This is a genomic window from Methylobacter luteus IMV-B-3098, assembly GCF_000427625.1.
GTDB lineage: Bacteria > Pseudomonadota > Gammaproteobacteria > Methylococcales > Methylomonadaceae > Methylobacter > Methylobacter luteus.
The window spans coordinates 1,616,020-1,636,031 of sequence record NZ_KE386569.1 but is presented as its reverse complement, the minus strand read 5'-3'; the positions used below and the strand labels follow the sequence as shown (position 1 = coordinate 1,636,031).

Here is a 20,012-nt window from a genome sequence, read left to right as displayed (position 1 = left end):
TTATCAAGAACCGTTTAATCAGAAAATAAGGAAGGCTGGCATGACCCTAAAAACCGGTTTTTTCACGCTTTGCAAAGCGTTGATTCTCGTGGCAGGCTTAGTGGCGACATTCAGCCCCCACGGCGCCATGGCTACTGAAGAGGGCGACGTCAAAAATTCCTGGGCTTTCAATCTCACGCTCTATGGCTGGATGCCCGGTGTGGACGGTAAATTCTCTGCTGGGCGGTTTAACAAGTCGGTCGATGCCAGTTTTATCGATATTGCCGAAGAGCTCAGGAACTTCCCGTTAGCCTTTATGGGCAGGTTTGAAACACATTACGAGCGGCTGGGGTTGTATGTGGATGGCAATTATATGGATCTGGATTTCGAGCCCAGATTTGACCAAGGGATCAGCAAGGGACTGTCGAGCCAATTGGGCATCATGGAGTACGGAGTCATGTACCGGCTGTTCGGCACTCCGGCGAAGGAACAGGTCGGCCATTGGGCGGAAAAGACGCGGTCTAACATGCTCGAGGTCTATGCCGGCGGGCGAACCATCTGGTTGGACAATCAGGTTGAGTTCAGGGGCATAGGCAGCGCCTCGGCCAGCGAAAGCCTTACCAGCCCGCTCATCGGCGGGCGGTTCACCGTGGAATTCAGTCCGGAGTGGTTCGTGCAGGTGGACGGTAACGGCGGCGGCTTTGGCATGGACGACGTCGATTTCGCCGGGTCCGTGATGGGGATGGTCGGCTACCGAACCACTCTGTTCGGCGTGCCTACCTCGCTGGAAGCCGGTTACAGGGCTCTGCGCCTGGATTTGAAGAAGCGCATCATTGAAACCAATGTAATCATGAGCGGACCGTTTATCGGGTTGACAGGGTACTGGTAAAGATCGATGCGGTTGAATTAAGCCATTCATGCTGTGGCATCAAAGTTAGATTGGTATGTTCTCAATGACGCTGGATTTTAAAGGAGTTTTGCAATGGTCAAATTTATTTCTTTGCAGGTGTATTTGGCCTCGATCATGACATTGACCGGCTGCGCCGCTCTCCGGCCCCATTTTCCGCCGCCGCAGCAGGTCGAGGCGCAGGTTAAAATGCCGGGAATGCCCGGCGTGCGGGCCTGGGGCGATGAATTCAGCCCGGCGTTCCAAAAGGACTTGATCGAATCCTTACGGCAGGAACAGCGGAGCGGCCTGTTCCGGGAGGGCGATATCGTCAGCATTCTGGCGATATCCGGTGGCGGCGGGGATGGCGCTTTCGGCGCGGGCTTGCTGTGTGGCTGGACCGCCGCCGGCAATCGCCCGAGCTTTAAACTGGTCACCGGGATCAGCACCGGGGCATTGACTGCGCCGTTCGCGTTTTTGGGGCCGGCCTACGACGATAAGTTGAAGAAGATCTACACAACTATTTCCTCGAAGGAGATTTTCAAGCTGAAATCCCTCTTCGGCATGGTGCAGACGGATGCCATCGCTCTGAATGATCCCCTCGCCAAGCTCACCACGGAATATGTCGACGAGAAGATGCTCAAGGATATCGCCGCTGAGCATCTCAAGGGGCGGCGGCTCTATATCGGCACCACCGCCCTGGATGCCCAGCGTCCCGTGATCTGGAACATGAGCGCCATCGCGGCGTCGGGCCGTTCTGATGCGCTCGAACTGTTCCGTAAGGTCATGATTGCATCCGCCGCTGTGCCGGTGGTCTTTCCCCCGATATATATTCCGGTCGAAGCCGGTGGGAATAGCTACGACGAAATGCATGTCGACGGAGGCGTGACCAATCAGGTGTTTCTCTATGGTCCTATGTTGAACTTGCCGGCTGGCAGGAAAATATTGGGACATGACCGACCCCTCCGGAAACCGCGGGTCTTCGTTATCCGCAACACGCGGCTCAAGCCCACTTGGCTTGCCGTGAAGCCGGTTATGCGTTCCATCGCCCCACGCTCTGTCGCTTCGCTCATCAAGGCCCAGGGCGTTGGGGATATCTACCGCATTTACGTCATCGCCCAACGGGACGGGCTCGATTTCAATTTGGCCCACATTCCCGATGAACTGGATACGAACCGAAGCGATGAATTCAACAGTCAGGTGATGAACGTCTTGTTCGATACCGGCTACAACCTGGCTCGCTACGGCTACCGCTGGCAGAAGACCCCGCCGGGGTTCTTTCCCGAGAATGGGGCCGGTTATGAATAGCAGCCAGCCTGGTTCAGGAGCAACCAGTCAATTTCTTTCGATAAAGCGCTGAATCATCAGGGCAAATGCTATGAGAAACTGAGTTGGCGAATTATCCCCATCCCGCTTGATGCCGGCGGATGGTGATAATGATGGCTGAAAAAGCGATCGGAAACACTGAGTCAAGCAGCGGGCGCGCCGCTGTTTCACTTTGTCAAACAGGGCGGGATTAAGCGCTGGTCGGTAAATGCTGGCAGGTGAGGTTTGCCGTTTGATCCCGAAAAACGATTACAACGGCAACTCGCATCAATAACCTTAATCAGTGAAATTAGCCTTGATACTTGTCTGATGTTTAGTGGCGATAGGGATAGTATTTTACGGAATATATTATTTTATAAAATATCCTGAAATCCGTTGGACAAGCCCGCATTAAGTTTTCAAGATAAAAGCGTATTTAAATAACTCGGATTAAGCATAATCGGGTTATTGGATGAAACTTTGTTGAATTAAGCTTATCCAATGTTTGCCAATAAAAAGCGTTAAAATCATTGGTTTATTGTTTTTTTGAATGCCATTGACGAGAGAAATTGGTAAAGATAGGCGCTGAACGAGGAAAACATTAAAACTGTTTAATAGATAAAGTTTTTTTAACGTTAATCTTCAGTAAGGGGAAATATATGAAAAAAATAATAAAATTATTAATGATTACCCTGGTTTTCAGTATGGTTGCGGCTTGCGCGACCACTTCAGATGTTGAAAATATACAATCGCAAATTGATGGCTTGAATTCCAAAGTTTCTCAGGCATCAACTGATGCGGCCAACGCACAATCCACGGCGGCTGACGCGGCGGCAAGGGCCGAAGCCGCAGAAGCCGCGGCTAATCGGGCGGCTCAATATGCTCAAGATGCCAATAGCAAATTGGATAGCGGTTTCAGAAGATCGATGATGAAATAAACCTTTGTTGTTTAAGAGCAAAACATAGCCCGATGAGAAGATTCCCAGTCTTTTAGGGCGATTTATGCTTATCAAGACCGAGTTGAAATAACGGCAAATATTTGCCAGTCAGTAGCATCAAAAACTGGCTGGCAAAATCTAAACATTGCTCTAATAAACCCCATCCCGCCAGGGGAGTCTTCGGCAGAAATGCTTTCTTCGCCGATAACCAACATGATTAGATAACTGATGTTACGCAGATAATTGGTTCATACGTCAAGCACCCCTGTAGGGTCGAATTAATTCGACCCGAGACGCTCGCCAAGCTTTCCTGAAAGCGTTTTGGCTCTTGTTGAGTGCGAATGAATTCGCACCTACGCGAGTATCTGGCCGATTTCGATAAAGGCGACTCAAGAGCTGTAGTGCTTGGGAGCGGCAAAAGGCACAAAAAGCTACCCATGCGTAACATCAGTCAGATAAGTATATTGACGATCTTCAGCAGAATATCCTTGATCGGGACTTGAATGGAGAACAGCACGGCTATGGGAATCAGGGTCGGAATTGCGATGGCAAGCAATGAGAACTTGCTGATAGGCGTTATACGCATACTCCTGATCGCCTGATAAAGTGTCAGGGTGTCGGCTACCGGCCCGAGTTCCTCCGCATGCAAGAGCGGATCGTCTACTTCCGTTTCCCCCAGAATCCAGCGCCGGCGCACCAGACGCCCGTGGTTGCCGATCAAGGCGCCATATTCCAGCAAAGCACGGCGCCTGGCCCTGGCGAGAGGTCCGATGAAGGTCAGGAGCGGCGCCAGACATATAACGACCAGGAGGACCAGAAAAACTGTGAGCATTGTCTTTAAGGCCTGAAGGTCAGCTCCATGGTAAACAACACCATGGGCCAGGCGCGAAGACAGCACCGCCGATATCGCGAAGGCGAACAGGCTGAATGCATTCGGCAGACGTCCCAGGAAGCCCAGGCCGCCGGCTCCATCCGGATGAGTGGGTACGATATCGAGATCGAGCCGGGAGATACGTTTCAGCAGGACGAAAACCAGGATCAGACGCCAAAGCCAAGCCAGCAGGAGGGCGCTAAAGAGGGGGCGGCTTACGTACATAAACCACCAGCCGCCGAATCCGAGACGGCCTGCGCCGTCGTTTGAGGCCCAGTTGACTTCATGGCCGAAGTCAGAACTGGCGGTCACTGGCCCCAACACCGTCCAGGCAATGATAAGCGCGACGATCACAACCCAGGGCAGGGGCCGGTTGCGCAGATGGGTTATATCCCTAATGATGTTCGCGAAATCCTGCCTTTGAGCGGGTTGCACCAGACCCGAGGTCAGAAAATAGGGAATCAGCGTCGTGCTCAGTTGGTGCGCCATTCCCTCGCCAAGAATGAAAAGCGGTACGGCGAGCAAAAAGCGCGCATGCACACCGAAGTGCCTCAGTAGCGGATCGTCCACGGCGCCGGGCAATATTCGGTCTGTCGCTATGGCCCAAATGACGATGGGCAGCCAGGTGAGCAAAGCGAAAAATACCGCCCGGCGCCTCAAGCCCAATCCCTGTTCGGGAATCAGTCCCACGCGGCGTTGGAGCCGAAACGGCAGATCATCCCTGACCAGGGAGAACGCCAGCGATTCGTCGACGGTTTGCTTCATGGGTTGGCTCCTTGTTGATTAAAATGGCAGGCTGCTGCTCCAGCCGCATCCATTATTTCCAGATGACTGCCGCTGATGCGATAACGTTCCACCTTCTCCAATGCCGATCAGTTTGATTCAGCGATCGCGATCGGGTCGCCGTCGGCGGGCGGCAGGTCGGTAAGCGTCCATCACCAGGTTTGGAATTCACTCATCCTTGCTGAACAAATTCCTATTTAATTCGGCTTAGTCTATACGTTAGGCTTGAATATACAACCAACAATAGCTTTAGCGGCTTGTACCAGAATGGAATAACATCTGTTTCATGTATAAAAGCAGGGCGGATCAGGCAAACGCACTGGCTTTTTAGCGTGGACCGGCCACAATCCAGGCTGTAGGAGTCTGTATTTAATCTAAAAAATAATGAAATTGGAATTCAGACTTATAAGGCATTATCTAAAGAATAACCGCTATTGGCCCAATAACTGCTAAGCTTGACAGTAACCATACGAATAACAATCCATTCAAAAAAATGGATAATAGTTCCCCTAAGAGCATACATCTCATTCAAAATAAATTTCTGTACCTTCTTACCGTCTTATTTGAGTGGATTTGAGACAGTACGATAAAGGGCGTTTCATTGCTGGAGCAGCAACAATGCCATTAAAGCCTGTTTTACTTTCGGGTGCGGAAATGGATCAGTTAAGCATTGAAATCAATTTACTTAAGCGCTAATTGAAGAATTTAGCATGTTTCACGGCATTATGCCGGAAGAGGCTAAAAAAAACCGCCTTAACTTTTAAACAATTAAGGTATTTGTAGGTAATTTTTAACGCGAGGTATTTCTGTTATGAAATTATTACAAACAATTGCTGCAAGTGTATTGGTATTAGGTATGGGGTCTGCTTTTGCCGAGGAACCCATGGCATTGACTGACGCCCAGATGGATAAAGTCAATGCGGGCGAGGCATGGGCAAGCGCTGACGCCGTGGGCTTTGCATTGTTCGGTAAAGTAGACACTTCCACGTCCGCCGTTGCTTTTGATTCCAGAAAATTTGATTTTGCAGCGGCTAGTGCGTCGAGTAGTGCTAGAGGCATTGTCGCATTTGCCTCATCCAGTAGCTCTGCATACGCAGACTAAATAAAAAAGCAGGAAATGCCTCTTTCTGTCGGTTGAGACATTCCTGCCAGCAAGACACAACTGAAAAAGAACGCCTTACATTTTAATTATGTGCGAGTTAATTATAATGCTAAGGCGTTTTTCAACCTTGACAGAGAAACAATTCAGCAAGCGTTGAGCCTGCTGCTTTCAGGCTCACTCACAATCTTCATGCTCTTTGTCTGCGGTTATCGCTCTCGATGAGCACAAATATGACCAGCACAGCGTCGAAAATTATCCATAATCAATTTCCCTCCGATTTAGGCCTTACGCATAATCCTGGATTAATAATTGATGTTACGCAGACAATTTGCCCATACGTCAAGCGCCTGTAGGGTCGAATTAATTCGACCCGAGACGCCCGCCAAAGCTTTCCTGGAATCGGTATGGCTCTTGTTGAGTGCGAATTAATTCGCGCCTGCGCGGGCATTTGGCCGCTTTCGGTAAAGGAGGCTCAAGAGCTGTAGTGCTCGGGAGCGGCAAACGGCATAAAAAGCTACCCGCGTAACATCAGTTAATAAGGTAAGTAGTAGACACAATATCTCTCTCTGATTAAGAACATTAAAATATACTACTTCATATTACGGGATACCTTTGATTGCTTATGAATAAATTTAAACTTGATGATAATACTGAGTATTTGGCGGAAGATCTTGTCGATGGTTATTTAGTCAATCCGGTTTTTCATAACGGACTGGGTTTAGAATCACCTTTCATCATCCGTATGGAACGTCAATTTTCCGTGCATCACCTGATAAACGGATGCCTCAGATGCTGGGGCGTTTTTTACACCCTCGATAATGCTCTGAAATGCGCCAAAAGTGGTCCTTCGTGGCGTAACAAGGCTTGTGCCTAGCGGGGGCACAATCTGTGAAATAACTGATGTTGCGCAGACAATTTGCCCGTACATCGAGCGCCTCTGTAGGGTCGAATTCATTTATGCCCTTTGGGTACTTGTGCCCTATAGGGTATTCGACCCGAGACGCCCGCCAAGCTTTCCAGAAAGCGATATGGCTTTTGTTGAGTGCGAATTAATTCGCACCTACGCGGGCATTGGGCCGCTTTCGGTCAGTGAAACTCAAGAGTTATAGTGCTCGGGAGCGGCAAACGGCATAAAAAACTACCCGTGCGTAACATCAGTGAAATAACATCAAATATTTGTATGATTTTGTCCTGATGGTCTATTTTTCAGCCCGACAAACATTGCTAAAAAACCGGGCGCCTGCCAGACCAGGTTTGAACTACACCAGTCAGGCCATGCCTCTGCGGCACCTTAATTCCTCCGCTTAACATCGTCTTCACGCCCAGTTCTCACTCAATGCCTGCGCCTGTTGCAGAACCAACTCGACAGCCGACTCCTGCTGATCGGGCGGATATTTGTATTTTCGCAGGATGCGTTTCACCATGAGCCGCAGCTTGGCTCGTACGCTCTCTCGGGCCGACCAGTCCACGGTAAGATTGCGGCGCAAATTTTTTCGGTCAGCTCATGGGCTATTTTCTTCAGCGTTTCGTCGGACAGCTCGCGGACGGCGGATTCATTGTCGGCCAAGGCATAGTAGAAACTCACTTCATCCTCGCTCAGACCCAGTGTCTCGCCGCGTCCGGCGGCCTCGCGAAACTTTTTGGCCATCTCGATCAGCTCTTCGATGACCTGCGCCGTTTCGATGGCGCGGTTCTGGTAGCGTTTGACGACATTGGCGAGCAGTTCGGAAAATTTCTTTTCCAGCACGACGTTGCCGGCAAAGCGCGCCTTGATTTCGCCTTCCAGCAACCGGTCCAGCAACTCCACCGCCAGATTGCGCTCGGGCAGGTTGCGCACTTCGGCCAGAAAGGCGTCGTCGAGAATGCCGATGTTCGGTTTGTCCAAACCCACCGCGCCAAAAATATCGACCACATCTTCCGATACCACCGCCGAGTTGATGATCTGCCTTATCGCCAGTTCCCGTTCGTCATCAGTCCGTTTTTTTTCACTGATATCGCGTTTGGTCAGGATCACTTTGACGGCCTGAAAAAACGCGACTTCTTCGCGTACCGCCTTGGCATCATCCAGCGTGCAGCACAGCGTGAACGCTTTGCTCATCGCCAGCGCCGTATCGGCGAAGCGCTTCTTGCCATCCTTCTGACCGAGTACATGATTGGCGGCGCCCGCCAGCCGCCTGTGGCCGGCGGTCAGGAAATCACTGTAATCGAAGCCATGCAGCAGACTGCGCAGAATATCGAGTTTTTCCTCCAGCACGGCATAAGCCTCACGGGCATCCGCGGTCGGGCGTCCGCGCCCGTTGCTGGCCGTGTACTCCTTCAGCGCGCTGCGCAGCTCATTGGCGATGCCGATGTAATCCACCACCAGGCCGCCCTGCTTGTCCTTGAACACGCGATTGACGCGGGCAATCGCCGGCATCAGGTTATGGTCTTTCATCGGCTTGTCGACGTAGAGCGTATGCATGCACGGCGCGTCGAAACCGGTCAGCCACATATCGCGCACGATCACCAGTCTCAACGGGTCGGCCGGGTCCTTGAAGCGCTTCTCCAGGCGCTTCTTGACCTGTTTGCTGTAGATGTGGGGGCGCAGCAATGCCTTGTCGCTGCTTGATCCGGTCATCACGATTTTCACAGCGCCTTTTTCCGGATCATGGTCATGCCAGTCCGGGCGCAGCCTGATAATCTCGTTGTAGAGATGCACGCAAATCTCCCGGCTCATCGCGACGATCATCGCCTTGCCGGGCTGGGCCTTGTTGCGTTCCTCAAAATGCGCGACCAGATCGGACGCCACCAGGGCTACGCGCGGTTCGGCGCCGACCACTTTTTCCAACGCCGCCCAGCGGCTTTTCAATTTGGCCTGCTGGCTTTCTTCCTCGTCTTCGGTCAGCTCATCAACCTCATCATCAATCTGAGGCATTTCCTCGGGCTTCAGGGCCAGCTTCGCCAAGCGTGATTCAAAGTAGATCGCGACGGTCGCACCGTCCTCCCTGGCCTGCTGCATGTCGTAGACATGGATGTAATCGCCGAAGACGGCGCGCGTGTCGCGGTCTTCGCTGGAAACGGGCGTGCCGGTAAAGGCCACAAAGGTCGCATTGGGCAGAGCGTCGCGCAGATGCTGGGCGTAACCAACCTGATAGCGGGACTGGTAACAGACATCCTGAACAGCGGCCCCCGGACCTGTAGGTCGGGTTAGCGCAGCGTAACCCGACGTTTCGCCGGCATCTTGTCGGGTTACGCCCGCCGGGCTAACCCGACCTACAGAGGATTTCGCTGTCAGCCTTGCCTCAAACCCATACTGCGTCCGATGCGCCTCGTCGGCAATCACCACGATGTTACGGCGCTCGGACAGCACAGGAAAACTATCCTCATCCTCGCCGGGCATGAACTTCTGAATGGTTGCGAACACGATGCCGCCCGAGGGACGGTTGCCCAGCCTGGCGCGCAAATCCTGCCGCGTTTCCGCCTGCACCGGCTGCTCGCGCAACAGGTCCTGCGCCAGCGAAAACACGCCGAACAACTGTCCGTCCAGATCGTTGCGGTCGGTGATAACGACGATGGTCGGGTTTTCCATGGCCGCTTCGCGCATCACGCGCGCGGCAAAGCAGGTCATGGTGATGCTCTTGCCCGAACCTTGCGTATGCCAGACCACACCGCCCTTGTGGCTGCCGCCGGGACGTGAGGCGGACACGACCTGACTGATGGCCGACCGCACGGCATGAAACTGGTGATAACCGGCGATCTTCTTGACCAGCGCGCCGTCATCCTCGAACAGCACGAAAAAGCACAGATAATCCAGCAGATAAGCCGGCGCCAGTACGCCGTGCACCAGCGTTTCCAGCTCGTTGAACTGGCCGAGCGGGTCCAGCGTGACACCATCGATGGTCCGCCAGCGCATGAAGCGCTCGGCAGTGCCGGACAGCGACCCCATCCTCGCCTCGGTCCCGTCCGAAATCACCAGCACCTCGTTGTACTGAAACACATCCGGGATTTGTTCCTTGTAGGTCTCGATCTGGTCAAACGCCTTCCAGATATCGGCGCTCTCATCGACCGGATTCTTCAGTTCCAGCAGCACCAGCGGCAGGCCATTGACGAACAGGATGATGTCCGGCCGGCGGGTATGCCTGGGGCCTTTAATCGAAAACTGGTTCACCGCCAGCCATTCATTGGCGGCGCTGTCGGTAAAGTCGATCAAGCGCACAAAATCGCCCCGGGTTTCGCCCTCCTGCTGGTACTGCACCGGCACGCCGTTGACCAGCAAGCGGTGGAAGTGGCGATTGGCCGCCAGCAGAGCCGGCGTATCCGGATTCAGGACCTGCTGCAAGGTATCCTCGCGGGCGGCCAAAGGCACCTGCGGATTGAGCCGCTGGATTGCGTTGCGCAGACGCTCGGCCAGAACGACCTGCATGTAACTGCCGCGCTCAGGCGCATCGCCGTCCGGCGCGATGTCCGGGCCATAGACGGATGCATAGCCGACCTCGGCCAGCCAGCTTAGGGTTTCCTGTTCCAGTTGGTTTTCGGTCATGCTTTTTGCCCTGCATTGCCCATCAAAATCGCATTCAGGGCGACGTTGACATAATAATTGCCACGGCCCATTTTTTGTTTCTGCACAAAGCCGCCCTCCGCCAGCGCATCCAGGTACTTGGTTGCCGTAATGCGCGACACCTGCAAATCACGCTGCACGAATTCAATTTTGGTATAGGGGTGCATAAACAAATTATTGATCAGATCCTGGCTGTAAAACTTGTAACCGGCACGGATGCGGTGCTTGTAATCCAGCAGCGCCGCCTTGATCGCCTGAATGGTGGCGATAGTCTGCACGGCGGTCTGCTCCACGGCGTCCAGCATGTACAGCACCCAATCCTCCCAGCCATCGTCCACGCGCACGGCTTGCAGCAAGCGGTAGTAATCGGCCTTGGTGCGCACGATATGACTGCTCAGATACAGCACCGGAATATCCAGCAAGCCTTCCTTCACCAGATACAGCACATTGACGATACGGCCTGTACGCCCATTGCCATCGTAAAACGGGTGAATGCTCTCGAACTGATGATGAATCAGCGCCATCTTGATCAACGGGTCGACGGCGAACAGTTCGGCATCATTGATGAAGCGTTCCAGATCGCGCATCAGGGCCACGATCTCGGCGGGTTCCTGCGGGGCGTGTAAACGGTCTGGCCTCCGCCGTCCTTGAGCGCCGTGCCCGGCAGCTTGCGAAAGCCGGCATGATTGCGCTCCAGCTCGGCCTGAATCCCGATAATATGGTTCGCGGTCAGCAGCCCGTTGCGCCTGACCTGCTCAAAACCCACGCGCAAGGCCTGCCGGTAGCGCAACACTTCTTTTGCGGCCGGGTTGGCGAACGCCTCGGGTAATACGTCGTCCTTGAACAACTCATCATGCGTGGTGACAATGTTTTCAATCTCCGAGCTGTCCTTAGCCTCCTGCAAACCCAGCGTATTGATCAGGATCTCCTGATTCGGGATGGACCCGGCGATGCCTTTCAGCTCGGCCAGACGGCGGCTGCTGATCGCCAGCTTTTTAAGGATCGCAGGCGACTCAAAACGCGTGGCGTCCAGTCGCTCAAGCGGGGTAATGGAATGCATCGGCTGTTTCCCTGGCTATGATGTGTATAGAAAATGCCATTTTTTAAATATAGTAACATCGACGTGTATAGAAAATAGGTTTTTTTATATATGTCAGGTTTGATGTGTATAGATAAAGAGGATTTCGATAACCACAAAGGCGAGAGGAAACATTATTCATGACTGGTATTGTCATCCGGCAGGCGCAGTTGGCCGGAGATCAGGCGGGGCAGTAAAGTATCGCGGAGAGTAGCAAGGGTTTGGGCTTTTTTATTATTTTCAGTTATACGCACAAACAACGGATCCACAATTTCAATGAATTCTTTAATTATCTGGTCTTTAGGAATAACTACCGCCAATGGTCGAAATACTTTTTTGCTGATTTCCATAAAGGTAGAACCGTTTGCATGATTTTTGATCACATCCATGTTCTGCTTGCACCAAAATAGAAGATACAGCGGTGGAAGTGCTCCGCTTGGCAACATTGCAATATACCCTTGATTAATCGCGACTGGTATTTGTGTAATAGCCAAATAGCCTATTGGCGCTCGGGAAGCCCCGTAGGTCGGGTTAGCGTAGCGTAACCCGACATTTTCGTGCCCCGATGCGCCCACTTGGCTCCGATCCGTCGGGTTACGCCCTATCGGGCTAACCCGACCTACAAATTTACCCGTTGGTAAATTAGAACTCATACTCCAACCCCGTAGGTCGGGTTAGAGCAATTATCTATTACGTAGAAACATAGCCTGAATGCCTGAAGAGATTGAGGCACTCATCCGCTTGAAACTCATCCAACAGCTTACCAATGAGTTGCCAGAGCTTGTCGTAAGTGCGCTCGGCGGCCTTGCGCAGCAACGCCTTCAGTTTGGCGAAGACTTGCTCGATCGGATTCAGCTCAGGACTATAGGGCGGCAGATATTGGATCGTCGCCCCGTGCGCTTCAACAATGGACTGGACTTCCGCCACCTTATGGGCGGACAGATTGTCACAGATGACGATGTCGCCGGGCTTCAAGGTCGGTCCCAGTTGCGAGCGCAGATATTCCTTGAAGGCTTCGCCCGTCATGGCCTGGTCCAGACACCAGGGCGCGGTGAGCCGGTCGGCACGCAAGCCGGCAATGAAGGTCAGGGTTTGCCAATGGCCTGCCGGTGCCGCATCCCGACAGCGGGCGCCACCCAAGGCCCGGCCATAGCGACGGATCATGTTCGTGGAGACGCCCGTTTCATCCAGAAACACCAACTTTGACAGATCGCAGGTTTGCTGCCAGGCTTGCCATTGCTCTCGGGCCATCGCGACATCTGCGCGTTGCTGCTCACTGGCGACCAGCGTTTTTTTTATAGCGATAGCCCAGCTTGCGCCTAATAAACTTATCAATGGCCGAGATCGAAACACTTAGGCTGTGTTCGCGTCCCAGCCAAGCCTGCAGTTCCTGCAAGGTCATCGACGGACTACTCGCTAACTGTTCCTTGATGGCGGCTTCATAAGGTTCCAGCCGCGAGCGTCTGTAGCCGCCAAAGGGCTTGCCTTGAACGGCTCCGGTTTCACGCCACAAGGCGTGCATTCGGCAGACAAAGGCCGGACTGACTTTGTATTGTAAAGCCACGGCCCGCACGGTGTGGCCTGCGGCAACCGCTTCAGCCACCCGGCTGCGTAAATCTTCGGAATAAGGCTTGGGCATGATAAAAATGGCTCATTTCGTTTAACAAGAGGTTAGTTTATATCATGTTTTTATCTAAAAGATAATTGCTCTAGCGCAGCGTAACCCGACATTTTCGTGCTGGTGCTGTTTATTCATGACCTATACCTTCGAAATCAATGCCGTCTCGCCCCCAATCGGGCGGATATATGCCTGCTTCAACATAACGGCGAAAACTGGAATACGGCCAATCGATCGGCGATGACGCCAAACGGTGTTTGACCGGGTTGTAATGGATGTAATCGACATGGCGCTCAAAATCGGTTTCGTCACGTATCACATGCTCCCAATACCGATGTTGCCAAACCGCCTGTTCGCCTCGCGATTGGCGAGAGGCATTGCGGTATCGCCGCAACGCCGGGTCGCAATGTTTGGTAAACCGGGTTTTGATCAATCGCCAACGGGTAGCGTAATCGCTATCGCCGGGCGGCAATGTCCATAGGCAATGTAAATGATCTGGCATTACTACCATCGCGTCGATCTCGAACGGGCGGGATTTGCGCACGTTGCGAAATGCGTCGCGCAGGACTTCGACCATTGCCACGTTGTTAAACACCGGTCTACGTTTTTCCGTGACTACGGTAAAGAAAAAACTCCCTCCTGGAATGAATGCGCGTCGGTATTGCATGGCTATTGTCCGGGTTACGCTATGCTTTTACGCCCTTCAGCCGCGTCGGGTTAGCGTAGCGTAACCCGGCATTTACGACTTCGATGCGTCGGGTTACGCTATCGCTAACCCGACCTACAAAATTATTGGTTGGTAAGTCAGATCTCATAGCCCAGTCCTGCCAGTTTATTCCGGATCAGCCGTGTAGGTCGGGTTACGCTATCGCTAACCCGACCTACAAAATTATTGGTTGGTAAATCAGATCTCATAGCCCAGTCCTGCCAGCTTCTGCCGGATCAACTGATCCAGTTCCACGCCCTTGGCCATCTGCTCGCCCAGCTTTTCGGTCAGTTTCTGCATCTTTTCAGCAAAGGCTTCGTCGTCGTCTTCGATGGCTTCGGCGCCGACGTAGCGGCCCGGCGTCAGCACGTGGCCGTGTTCGGCGATTTCGGCGAGCCTGACGCTGCGGCAATAGCCGGGGATGTCTTGATACTCGCCCGCATTTTCCTTGCCGCGCCAAGCGGCAACAGTGCCGGCGATGCGTTCGATCACTTCATCGGTCAGTTCCGCCTGCACGCGGCTGATCATGCGGCCGAGTTTGCGCGCGTCGATGAACAGCACTTCGCCCTGACGGCTGGTTTTCTGTTTAGTAAGGAACCACAGGCAGGCCGGAATCTGCGTGTTGAAGAACAGCTGGCCGGGCAGCGCGATCATGACTTCCACGACGTCGGCCTCGACCATGGCGCGGCGGATGTCGCCCTCGCTGTTCTGGCTGGAACTCATCGAGCCATTGGCCAATACGATGCCGGCGCGGCCGGTGGGTTTGAGGTGGTAGAGCATGTGCTGCAACCACGCATAGTTGGCGTTGCCGGCCGGCGGATCGCCGTATTCCCAGCGCGGGTCGCCGGTCAGGCTGCCGTGCCACCAGTCGCTGATGTTGAACGGCGGATTGGCGAGGATGAAGTCGGCGCGCAGGTCCGGATGCTGGTTGCGCGTGAAGGTGTCGGCATGCTCTTTGCCGAGATTGAAGTCGATGCCGCGGATGGCGAGGTTCATGGCCGCCAGCCGCCAGGTGGTCGGGTTGGATTCCTGGCCGTAGATCGCCACGTCGCCCAGTCTGCCGCCGTGCGCTTCGATGAACTTTTCCGATTGCACGAACATGCCGCCCGAGCCGCAGCACGGGTCATAGACCTTGCCGTGGTGCGGCGCGAGCACGGCGACCAGCGTTTTGACGATGCTGGCCGGCGTGTAGAACTGCCCGCCCTTCTTGCCCTCGGCGCTGGCGAACTGGCCGAGGAAGTATTCGTAGACCTGCCCGAGCACGTCGCGGGCCTGGCTGGCGTTTTCGCCGAAGTCGATCGTGGAGACCAGATCGACCAGTTCGCCGAGCTTGCCGTCCGGCAACTGGGCGCGGGCGTAGCGTTTGTCGAGGATGCCTTTGAGCTTGGGATTTTCGGCTTCAATGACGGCCAGCGCCTCGTCGATGCGCTTGCCGATGTCCGGCTGTTTGGCGCAAGCGCGCAGGGCTTCCCAGCGGGCTGTTTCCGGCACCGAGAAGACGTTGACTTCCTTGTAGTAGTCGCGGTCTTCCAGTTCATCGGGAATCAGTTCGGGATCATCGAGATAGTAATCGTCGGCCGGGTCGGCAAATTTGCGTTCCAGTTCGGCCCGCGGCGGGCGGCGAAGGTGTCGGAGACGTATTTGACGAAGATGAGGCCAAGCACGAGGTGCTTGTATTCGGCGGCGTCCATGTTGGCGCGCAGCTTGTCGGCTGTCGCCCACAGGGTTTTCTTGATGTCGTCGAGCATGATCCTTTCAGCTTGTTGGGGAAAATGCTGAGTATTATCAGTGATGGATGACAGGCGTGACAAATTTAATGGTCTTCGAGCATGAATCCTGTTTGGCAAAGCCAGCTTGCCGCATTTGATGGCTGAAGCGGAACCATTCATGCGGGTACACATAGGCCGGTGCTAATGCATTTTACGGATTTTATTGGCATGAAAGTTATATATACTCAAGAACTGTAACAGGCTTTGGAAATAATCATCAGTTTTGCTTCTGCATCGCAACAGGGGAGTGAAGAAACACCGTTTCAACACTGACCCAACGACAAAACGGGGTAAACACTATGAAAAAAATGCGGCTTGCCATCATCGGGCTGGGGCGTCTGGGGCGTAAATGTGTCGAGGCCATTTCCGCCGACCAGACCACGGCGCTGGCCGGTATTGTGCAGCGTACCGACGAATCTCCCGATCCCGGTGTGGACGTGCCTGTCGTTACCCATATCAGCGAGCTTAAAAATGTGGATGCCGCGCTGATCTGCGTGCCTCCCGATGCGGTATTGGGCGTAGCGCAAGGCCTTTTGCAAAGCCGCATTCCCATCGTGGAATGCGCGCGTCTTCATGGCGAACCTTTTTTCAGAAACAAGTCGGAAATTCATCGGGTTGCGTTGCACCACAAAGTGCCGGCTATCGTTGGCGCGGGATGCGATCCGGGCGTACTCTCATTGTTTCGCGGCTATTTCGCGATGCTGGCGCCGCACGGGCATACGGAAACCACTCTGCACGCAGGAGCGAGTCTGCACCATAGTTTGGCGGCGGAAGGCATAAAAGGCGTCAGGAAAGCCTTGGCCACAGAACTCAAGCCGATAGGAGGAATCGTTCAACGCTATGTGTATGTTGAATTGGAAGCCTCGGCCGATGCGGCCGAAGTGGAGCGCATCATCGTAAATGACCCGCTGTTCCTGGATGAACAAACCCTGGTGTTTCCGGTGCCCAGCATTGACACGCTGGAGGAGACAAATCGCGGCGTGGTGCTGGAACGCCACGGAAAACCGGGTGAGGCCGGCCATGCGTCTTTCTTGCTGGAAGCGCGCTTTGATGAGACCGGGCTTGCCGCACGAATGATGCTGGTTGCCGCGCAATCATTAGCCACGTTGCACGCAGGCGCATATTCGTTATCAGACCTGCCGTTGAGCGCGCTATGGGGACAACCGGGTGCGGTCGAGGAGAAGGAATGGATGTGACGCGTCAATTTTTTGTGATGATTTACTGATCTTACGCCACAGCAGGGTCTGTCCTAAAGGGTACTTGACCCGAAACGCCTTGTTAGTCATTTTAGTGCGAATGAATTCGCACCTACAAGCGCATTCGGGCGCTTTGGGCCGGGGAAATTCATGATTTGTGGCGCCCGGCGCGGCAAAACAGGATAGAAAATGGCTCATGCGTAGCATCAGTGATTCACACCCGCTATGAAGAAGTCAGTGTCTGGTTGACAGGTAACGCTGCGCTTGTCCGCCGCTGACATTGAAAGGCCGTTTCAACGGCCTTTCAATGTCAGACTCCCGATTTCAGTTTACTCCGCCGGCGTTGCATGATGCTTGTTGTGTTCCGGCACGATAACATTGCCGTGCTCGCTCATCTGGGCGTCAAACCATTCATGAAGCGCCTGAACGTACTGGGGATATTCGGTTGAGTAATGAATCTGCCCGCCGTTTGCCAACGCTTTATATTCAAATTTTATATCGTCGGGTTCAGCTCTTTTTAACTGGGCGAGACCCGGCATATCGGGGCCGTGCATGCGTTCCGTCACGGAAAAATCGCCTTTTCTGAATTCATCGGCAATTTTTTGCAGATGGGCCTGAATCGATTTTATTTCCCGGGTATTGTCCGGCGATTTGGCGATGACATGTTGCACACCGCCGTGGACGGTCTTGGAAAAGGTTTGCAGGGTTTGGTCCAAAGAATAGGGCACCATCTGCTGCTGGCGGTATTGCACTTTAGCCATCTGATCAGGGCTGGCTTTTTCAAAGGCTGGCGTTGTTGTGGAAAAACATAAAAGTCCAACAAATAGTAAGGGGTAATGTTTCATAATCACACTTCACGTTAAGTTAAAACAAAATGAAAACACCATATATTAAGACTGCACTATAAAAGACATGGTTTCTGTTGATCAGGTTCAATATTAGGCTGCGTTTGAATCTGAGCCTGATTTCGATCATATCCGGATGCTTACGGTATTATGCAATCCAAGGTTTTCAGGAGCGGTCGGCGCACAGATCACGCGAGATCATGCCCCACATGCCGTCGGTGTCGGGTATGGGCGCGATGAGCTTGCCTTCGCCATTATTTTTGTTGATCTCAATCAGCCTGGGCTGGCCGTTTCCGTCCGCAACGCCTAAAAGTTCGCCCCGTGGTCCGACTGCCAGGCCGAATACCTGCTTGAAGCCGATGTCGCCGATGATTTCCGCCAGACCTGAATGCGGGTCGATCCGGACAAGCAAGTCGGTTGTTTCCTCCAGCGTATTGAGCCGCTTGGCGGCGCCTAACAAGGTTCCGTCCGGCAGGAAAACCAGATCGCCCGATGAGCCCAGATCACTCCCGTAAACGCCCACTTTAGTGCCTTGTCCGGTTTCAGTATCAATCGTGAGCAACTCGCCGTCCCGCGTCGCGGCGTATAGCTGGCCGTCAGGGCTTGCGGCCAGGGAATTGATCCAGCGCTCCTCGCTCAAATAGGCTTCGCCAATAATGCCGCCGACAAACTCGGTTTTTTGGGTAACCGTATTGATGATGAGCAGGCGGGTGAACGTCACGCCGAAGAGTTTGCCGCTGGGAAGAAACGCGAGGTCGGTCATTTCCTTGACGCTGGTTTCGCCCAGGTCCAGAGGGTAGGCCAGCTCAGGATTTCTCAGATAAAGGTTGAGAGCGTACAGATTGCTGGATTCATCGCTTTTGCCATGATCGTTGGCGTAAAGGACATAAGCGCCGCCTTCTTTGCAGTCGGCCGCTTCGGTGCCGGTTGCCTCAAGAAGCAGGGAGGATACCAACATGATGCGGGTTATGGTTTTTAAACTGAACATTGGCATTTCCTTTGGGTGACTCTAAAAGGGCAATGCATCGTTGGAATATTGTTTAGTCCGTAAGCTGGCTTGGAGCTTTGCGGAAATCCGGCATAAGGCGCTTCGAAATACCGGGTTTATCCACCCGGCCTACGAGCTTATATGCTATGAGTTCACAATCACTCAGGAACACATTGCAAACGCCACTTTCTGCAACACGACTGGTCGCCAAATTCGGTACAACAAAAAAATAACCAGGAACAAGGCGTCCAGGGTGGGAGAACGAGTTGTGGGTGCACTATTCCGCTCTCCCCAACCCCAACTGCGATTACCGAATTGTAATTAGCTGCCGCATAGACCGAGGCTTCAGCGGTAAATCCAGGTATATTCATTTCATGGCTCCTGGTTTAAGTTTAACGATCAGTTGTGAGCGATGGAGCGGTTCCGGCGCTTCGAAATGCCGGGTTTATCAATCCAGCCTGCGAGCTACGCAAATTTCAGCCCAAGTCGGGCGAGATAACCGGCGGACGGCAGATGATCACAGGGTGACCAAAAAAATCCCGTTGACATTGACATTGCTCAAGCGGAGATACGTCCTGTGATGTGCAGACGAACCGGTGTAGCACTGTGGAATACCCGCAGCACCTCATTGTCATGCCAAAGCGCCCCTTAAAGGATGAGGCGCCGAATTGCTGCAGAGATACTTCACCCGAGCCGGCTCTACTAAAAATAGCCTTTCCCTGGTATGTGGCCATGGAAGGACCAAGCGATGATTCGGCATTAAATTTAGGCATGTTCATATTACACCTCCTGGTTTCAGGATTTTAATAATAGACGCGCAAGGATGCGCGTCTTGCTCGCCGGCAGGCCAGAGCAGAAAAATTTAAATTGGGCTACAGAAGTGCTGGCCAAATAGGCTCCTGCAACGCCAACCGTTCTGACAACAGCCGTGGTTATCATTACAGCAGTGCGTGCCTGTCGGACAACATCCTCTGGTGCCTCCGTCAGTACAGGACTCTCGCCCCGGAGGACAGCTTGGAGGCGGCGGTGGCGGAGGCTTCGGTGTACAACATACGCCCGTTTCCCTACAGGAATCCAGGTCATAATCGGAACAGAACAACTTACTAAACCCGCTAGGGCATTGGGGATCGCGAACACAATGCGTCCCTTTCGATATCGCAGGCGATATTTGATCACCCATACCGGCAGCCAGAACCGCTGTAAGTTGATAGTAGCGATTCGTTCTATAAAGCGAAGCCTCTGCGTTAAAACTTGGTATGTTCATTTGACTTACCTGATTTTATGGTTGGTTTAGGTTCAACAACCGTAGTCCGCCCGGAATGCGCTGAAGCAAAGAGTACGTTCCAGGTGGGCGACTGCATACCACAGAGCACGAGGTGCAAGGTTAAATGCCATTTACTCTCCATGCGCT

The 20,012-nt window shown here is 53.4% G+C and carries 20 protein-coding genes; 7 read left to right on the top strand and 13 right to left on the bottom strand.

The features are described from left to right. Positions 1 to 40: 40 nt before the first annotated feature. The 3 genes from METLU_RS0109445 to METLU_RS0109435 all read left to right on the top strand — a co-directional run bounded on the left by METLU_RS0109445 (position 41) and on the right by METLU_RS0109435 (position 3,108). Entirely contained in the window at positions 41 to 868 is an 828-nt protein-coding gene (locus tag METLU_RS0109445) for a hypothetical protein (protein WP_027157992.1), read from the top strand. Positions 869 to 961: 93 nt separating this feature from the next. Beyond that, on the top strand, positions 962 to 2,173 hold the full coding sequence (locus METLU_RS0109440; protein ID WP_081679066.1) for a patatin-like phospholipase family protein: 1,212 nt from the start codon (positions 962 to 964) through the stop codon (positions 2,171 to 2,173). Between the two features lie 656 nt (positions 2,174 to 2,829). Continuing rightward, entirely contained in the window at positions 2,830 to 3,108 is a 279-nt protein-coding gene (locus METLU_RS0109435; RefSeq protein WP_027157990.1) for an Lpp/OprI family alanine-zipper lipoprotein, read from the top strand. Between the two features lie 451 nt (positions 3,109 to 3,559). Here the strand turns inward: METLU_RS0109435 and METLU_RS0109430 are convergent, their stop codons facing one another. Beyond that, positions 3,560 to 4,744, bottom strand: coding sequence for a hypothetical protein (locus METLU_RS0109430; protein WP_027157989.1), 1,185 nt, complete (start codon positions 4,742 to 4,744; stop codon positions 3,560 to 3,562). A gap of 591 nt (positions 4,745 to 5,335) precedes the next feature. Here METLU_RS0109430 and METLU_RS28960 point away from each other — a divergent pair. The 3 genes from METLU_RS28960 (at position 5,336) to METLU_RS0109420 (ending at position 6,738) form a co-directional block, all read left to right on the top strand. Then, positions 5,336 to 5,458 (top strand): hypothetical protein, encoded by a 123-nt coding sequence (locus METLU_RS28960; protein ID WP_269209212.1) that lies wholly within the window; start codon positions 5,336 to 5,338, stop codon positions 5,456 to 5,458. A gap of 115 nt (positions 5,459 to 5,573) precedes the next feature. Continuing rightward, positions 5,574 to 5,864: a hypothetical protein gene (locus METLU_RS0109425; protein WP_036242983.1), complete on the top strand. Its 291-nt coding sequence runs from the start codon at positions 5,574 to 5,576 to the stop codon at positions 5,862 to 5,864. Positions 5,865 to 6,486: 622 nt separating this feature from the next. Next, on the top strand, positions 6,487 to 6,738 hold the full coding sequence (locus tag METLU_RS0109420) for a hypothetical protein (protein WP_027157987.1): 252 nt from the start codon (positions 6,487 to 6,489) through the stop codon (positions 6,736 to 6,738). Between the two features lie 442 nt (positions 6,739 to 7,180). Here the strand turns inward: METLU_RS0109420 and METLU_RS28955 are convergent, their stop codons facing one another. The 10 genes from METLU_RS28955 to METLU_RS29295 form a co-directional block, all read right to left on the bottom strand. Next, complete coding sequence (locus METLU_RS28955) at positions 7,181 to 7,333, bottom strand: type I restriction enzyme endonuclease domain-containing protein (protein WP_269209211.1); 153 nt, start codon at positions 7,331 to 7,333, stop codon at positions 7,181 to 7,183. Continuing rightward, complete coding sequence (locus METLU_RS25020) at positions 7,282 to 10,383, bottom strand: type I restriction endonuclease subunit R (protein ID WP_269209210.1); 3,102 nt, start codon at positions 10,381 to 10,383, stop codon at positions 7,282 to 7,284. The genes METLU_RS28955 and METLU_RS25020 overlap by 52 nt, the downstream gene beginning before the upstream one ends. Then, positions 10,380 to 10,988 (bottom strand): Fic family protein, encoded by a 609-nt coding sequence (locus METLU_RS28345; RefSeq protein ID WP_231383581.1) that lies wholly within the window; start codon positions 10,986 to 10,988, stop codon positions 10,380 to 10,382. Before METLU_RS28345 ends, METLU_RS25020 begins: the two co-directional genes overlap by 4 nt. Next, complete coding sequence (locus METLU_RS28340; protein WP_196806526.1) at positions 10,988 to 11,461, bottom strand: Fic/DOC family N-terminal domain-containing protein; 474 nt, start codon at positions 11,459 to 11,461, stop codon at positions 10,988 to 10,990. The genes METLU_RS28345 and METLU_RS28340 overlap by 1 nt, the downstream gene beginning before the upstream one ends. A 152-nt stretch (positions 11,462 to 11,613) precedes the next feature. After that, positions 11,614 to 12,132, bottom strand: coding sequence for a restriction endonuclease subunit S (locus tag METLU_RS27285; RefSeq protein ID WP_081679065.1), 519 nt, complete (start codon positions 12,130 to 12,132; stop codon positions 11,614 to 11,616). Between the two features lie 37 nt (positions 12,133 to 12,169). After that, the gene (locus tag METLU_RS0109400; RefSeq protein ID WP_196806481.1) at positions 12,170 to 12,814 is read right to left on the bottom strand and encodes an IS630 family transposase; all 645 of its coding nucleotides are present in this window, start codon (positions 12,812 to 12,814) and stop codon (positions 12,170 to 12,172) included. Continuing rightward, positions 12,753 to 13,118, bottom strand: a complete 366-nt coding sequence (locus METLU_RS0109395) for a helix-turn-helix domain-containing protein (RefSeq protein WP_027156756.1) — start codon at positions 13,116 to 13,118, stop codon at positions 12,753 to 12,755. Before METLU_RS0109395 ends, METLU_RS0109400 begins: the two co-directional genes overlap by 62 nt. 109 nt (positions 13,119 to 13,227) lie before the next feature. Continuing rightward, positions 13,228 to 13,764: an REP-associated tyrosine transposase gene (locus METLU_RS0109390; RefSeq protein WP_027157985.1), complete on the bottom strand. Its 537-nt coding sequence runs from the start codon at positions 13,762 to 13,764 to the stop codon at positions 13,228 to 13,230. Between the two features lie 237 nt (positions 13,765 to 14,001). Then, on the bottom strand, positions 14,002 to 15,294 hold the full coding sequence (locus tag METLU_RS25005; RefSeq protein ID WP_331271269.1) for an N-6 DNA methylase: 1,293 nt from the start codon (positions 15,292 to 15,294) through the stop codon (positions 14,002 to 14,004). 53 nt (positions 15,295 to 15,347) lie between these two features. Beyond that, the gene (locus tag METLU_RS29295; RefSeq protein ID WP_269209208.1) at positions 15,348 to 15,692 is read right to left on the bottom strand and encodes a type I restriction-modification system subunit M N-terminal domain-containing protein; all 345 of its coding nucleotides are present in this window, start codon (positions 15,690 to 15,692) and stop codon (positions 15,348 to 15,350) included. A gap of 179 nt (positions 15,693 to 15,871) precedes the next feature. On the opposite strand from METLU_RS29295, the gene METLU_RS0109380 reads away from it, so the two are divergent. Next, a complete protein-coding gene (locus METLU_RS0109380) occupies positions 15,872 to 16,768 on the top strand; it encodes a saccharopine dehydrogenase family protein (protein ID WP_027157984.1) in 897 nt (298 codons plus the stop codon). 329 nt (positions 16,769 to 17,097) lie between these two features. Here the strand turns inward: METLU_RS0109380 and METLU_RS0109375 are convergent, their stop codons facing one another. Continuing rightward, positions 17,098 to 17,529 carry an aspartate carbamoyltransferase gene (locus METLU_RS0109375; RefSeq protein ID WP_081679064.1) on the bottom strand — a complete coding sequence of 144 codons (432 nt, stop codon included), beginning with the start codon at positions 17,527 to 17,529 and terminating at the stop codon, positions 17,098 to 17,100. A gap of 250 nt (positions 17,530 to 17,779) precedes the next feature. Then, positions 17,780 to 18,601, bottom strand: a complete 822-nt coding sequence (locus METLU_RS0109370; protein WP_027157982.1) for a WD40 repeat domain-containing protein — start codon at positions 18,599 to 18,601, stop codon at positions 17,780 to 17,782. Between the last annotated feature and the right edge of the window lie 1,411 nt (positions 18,602 to 20,012).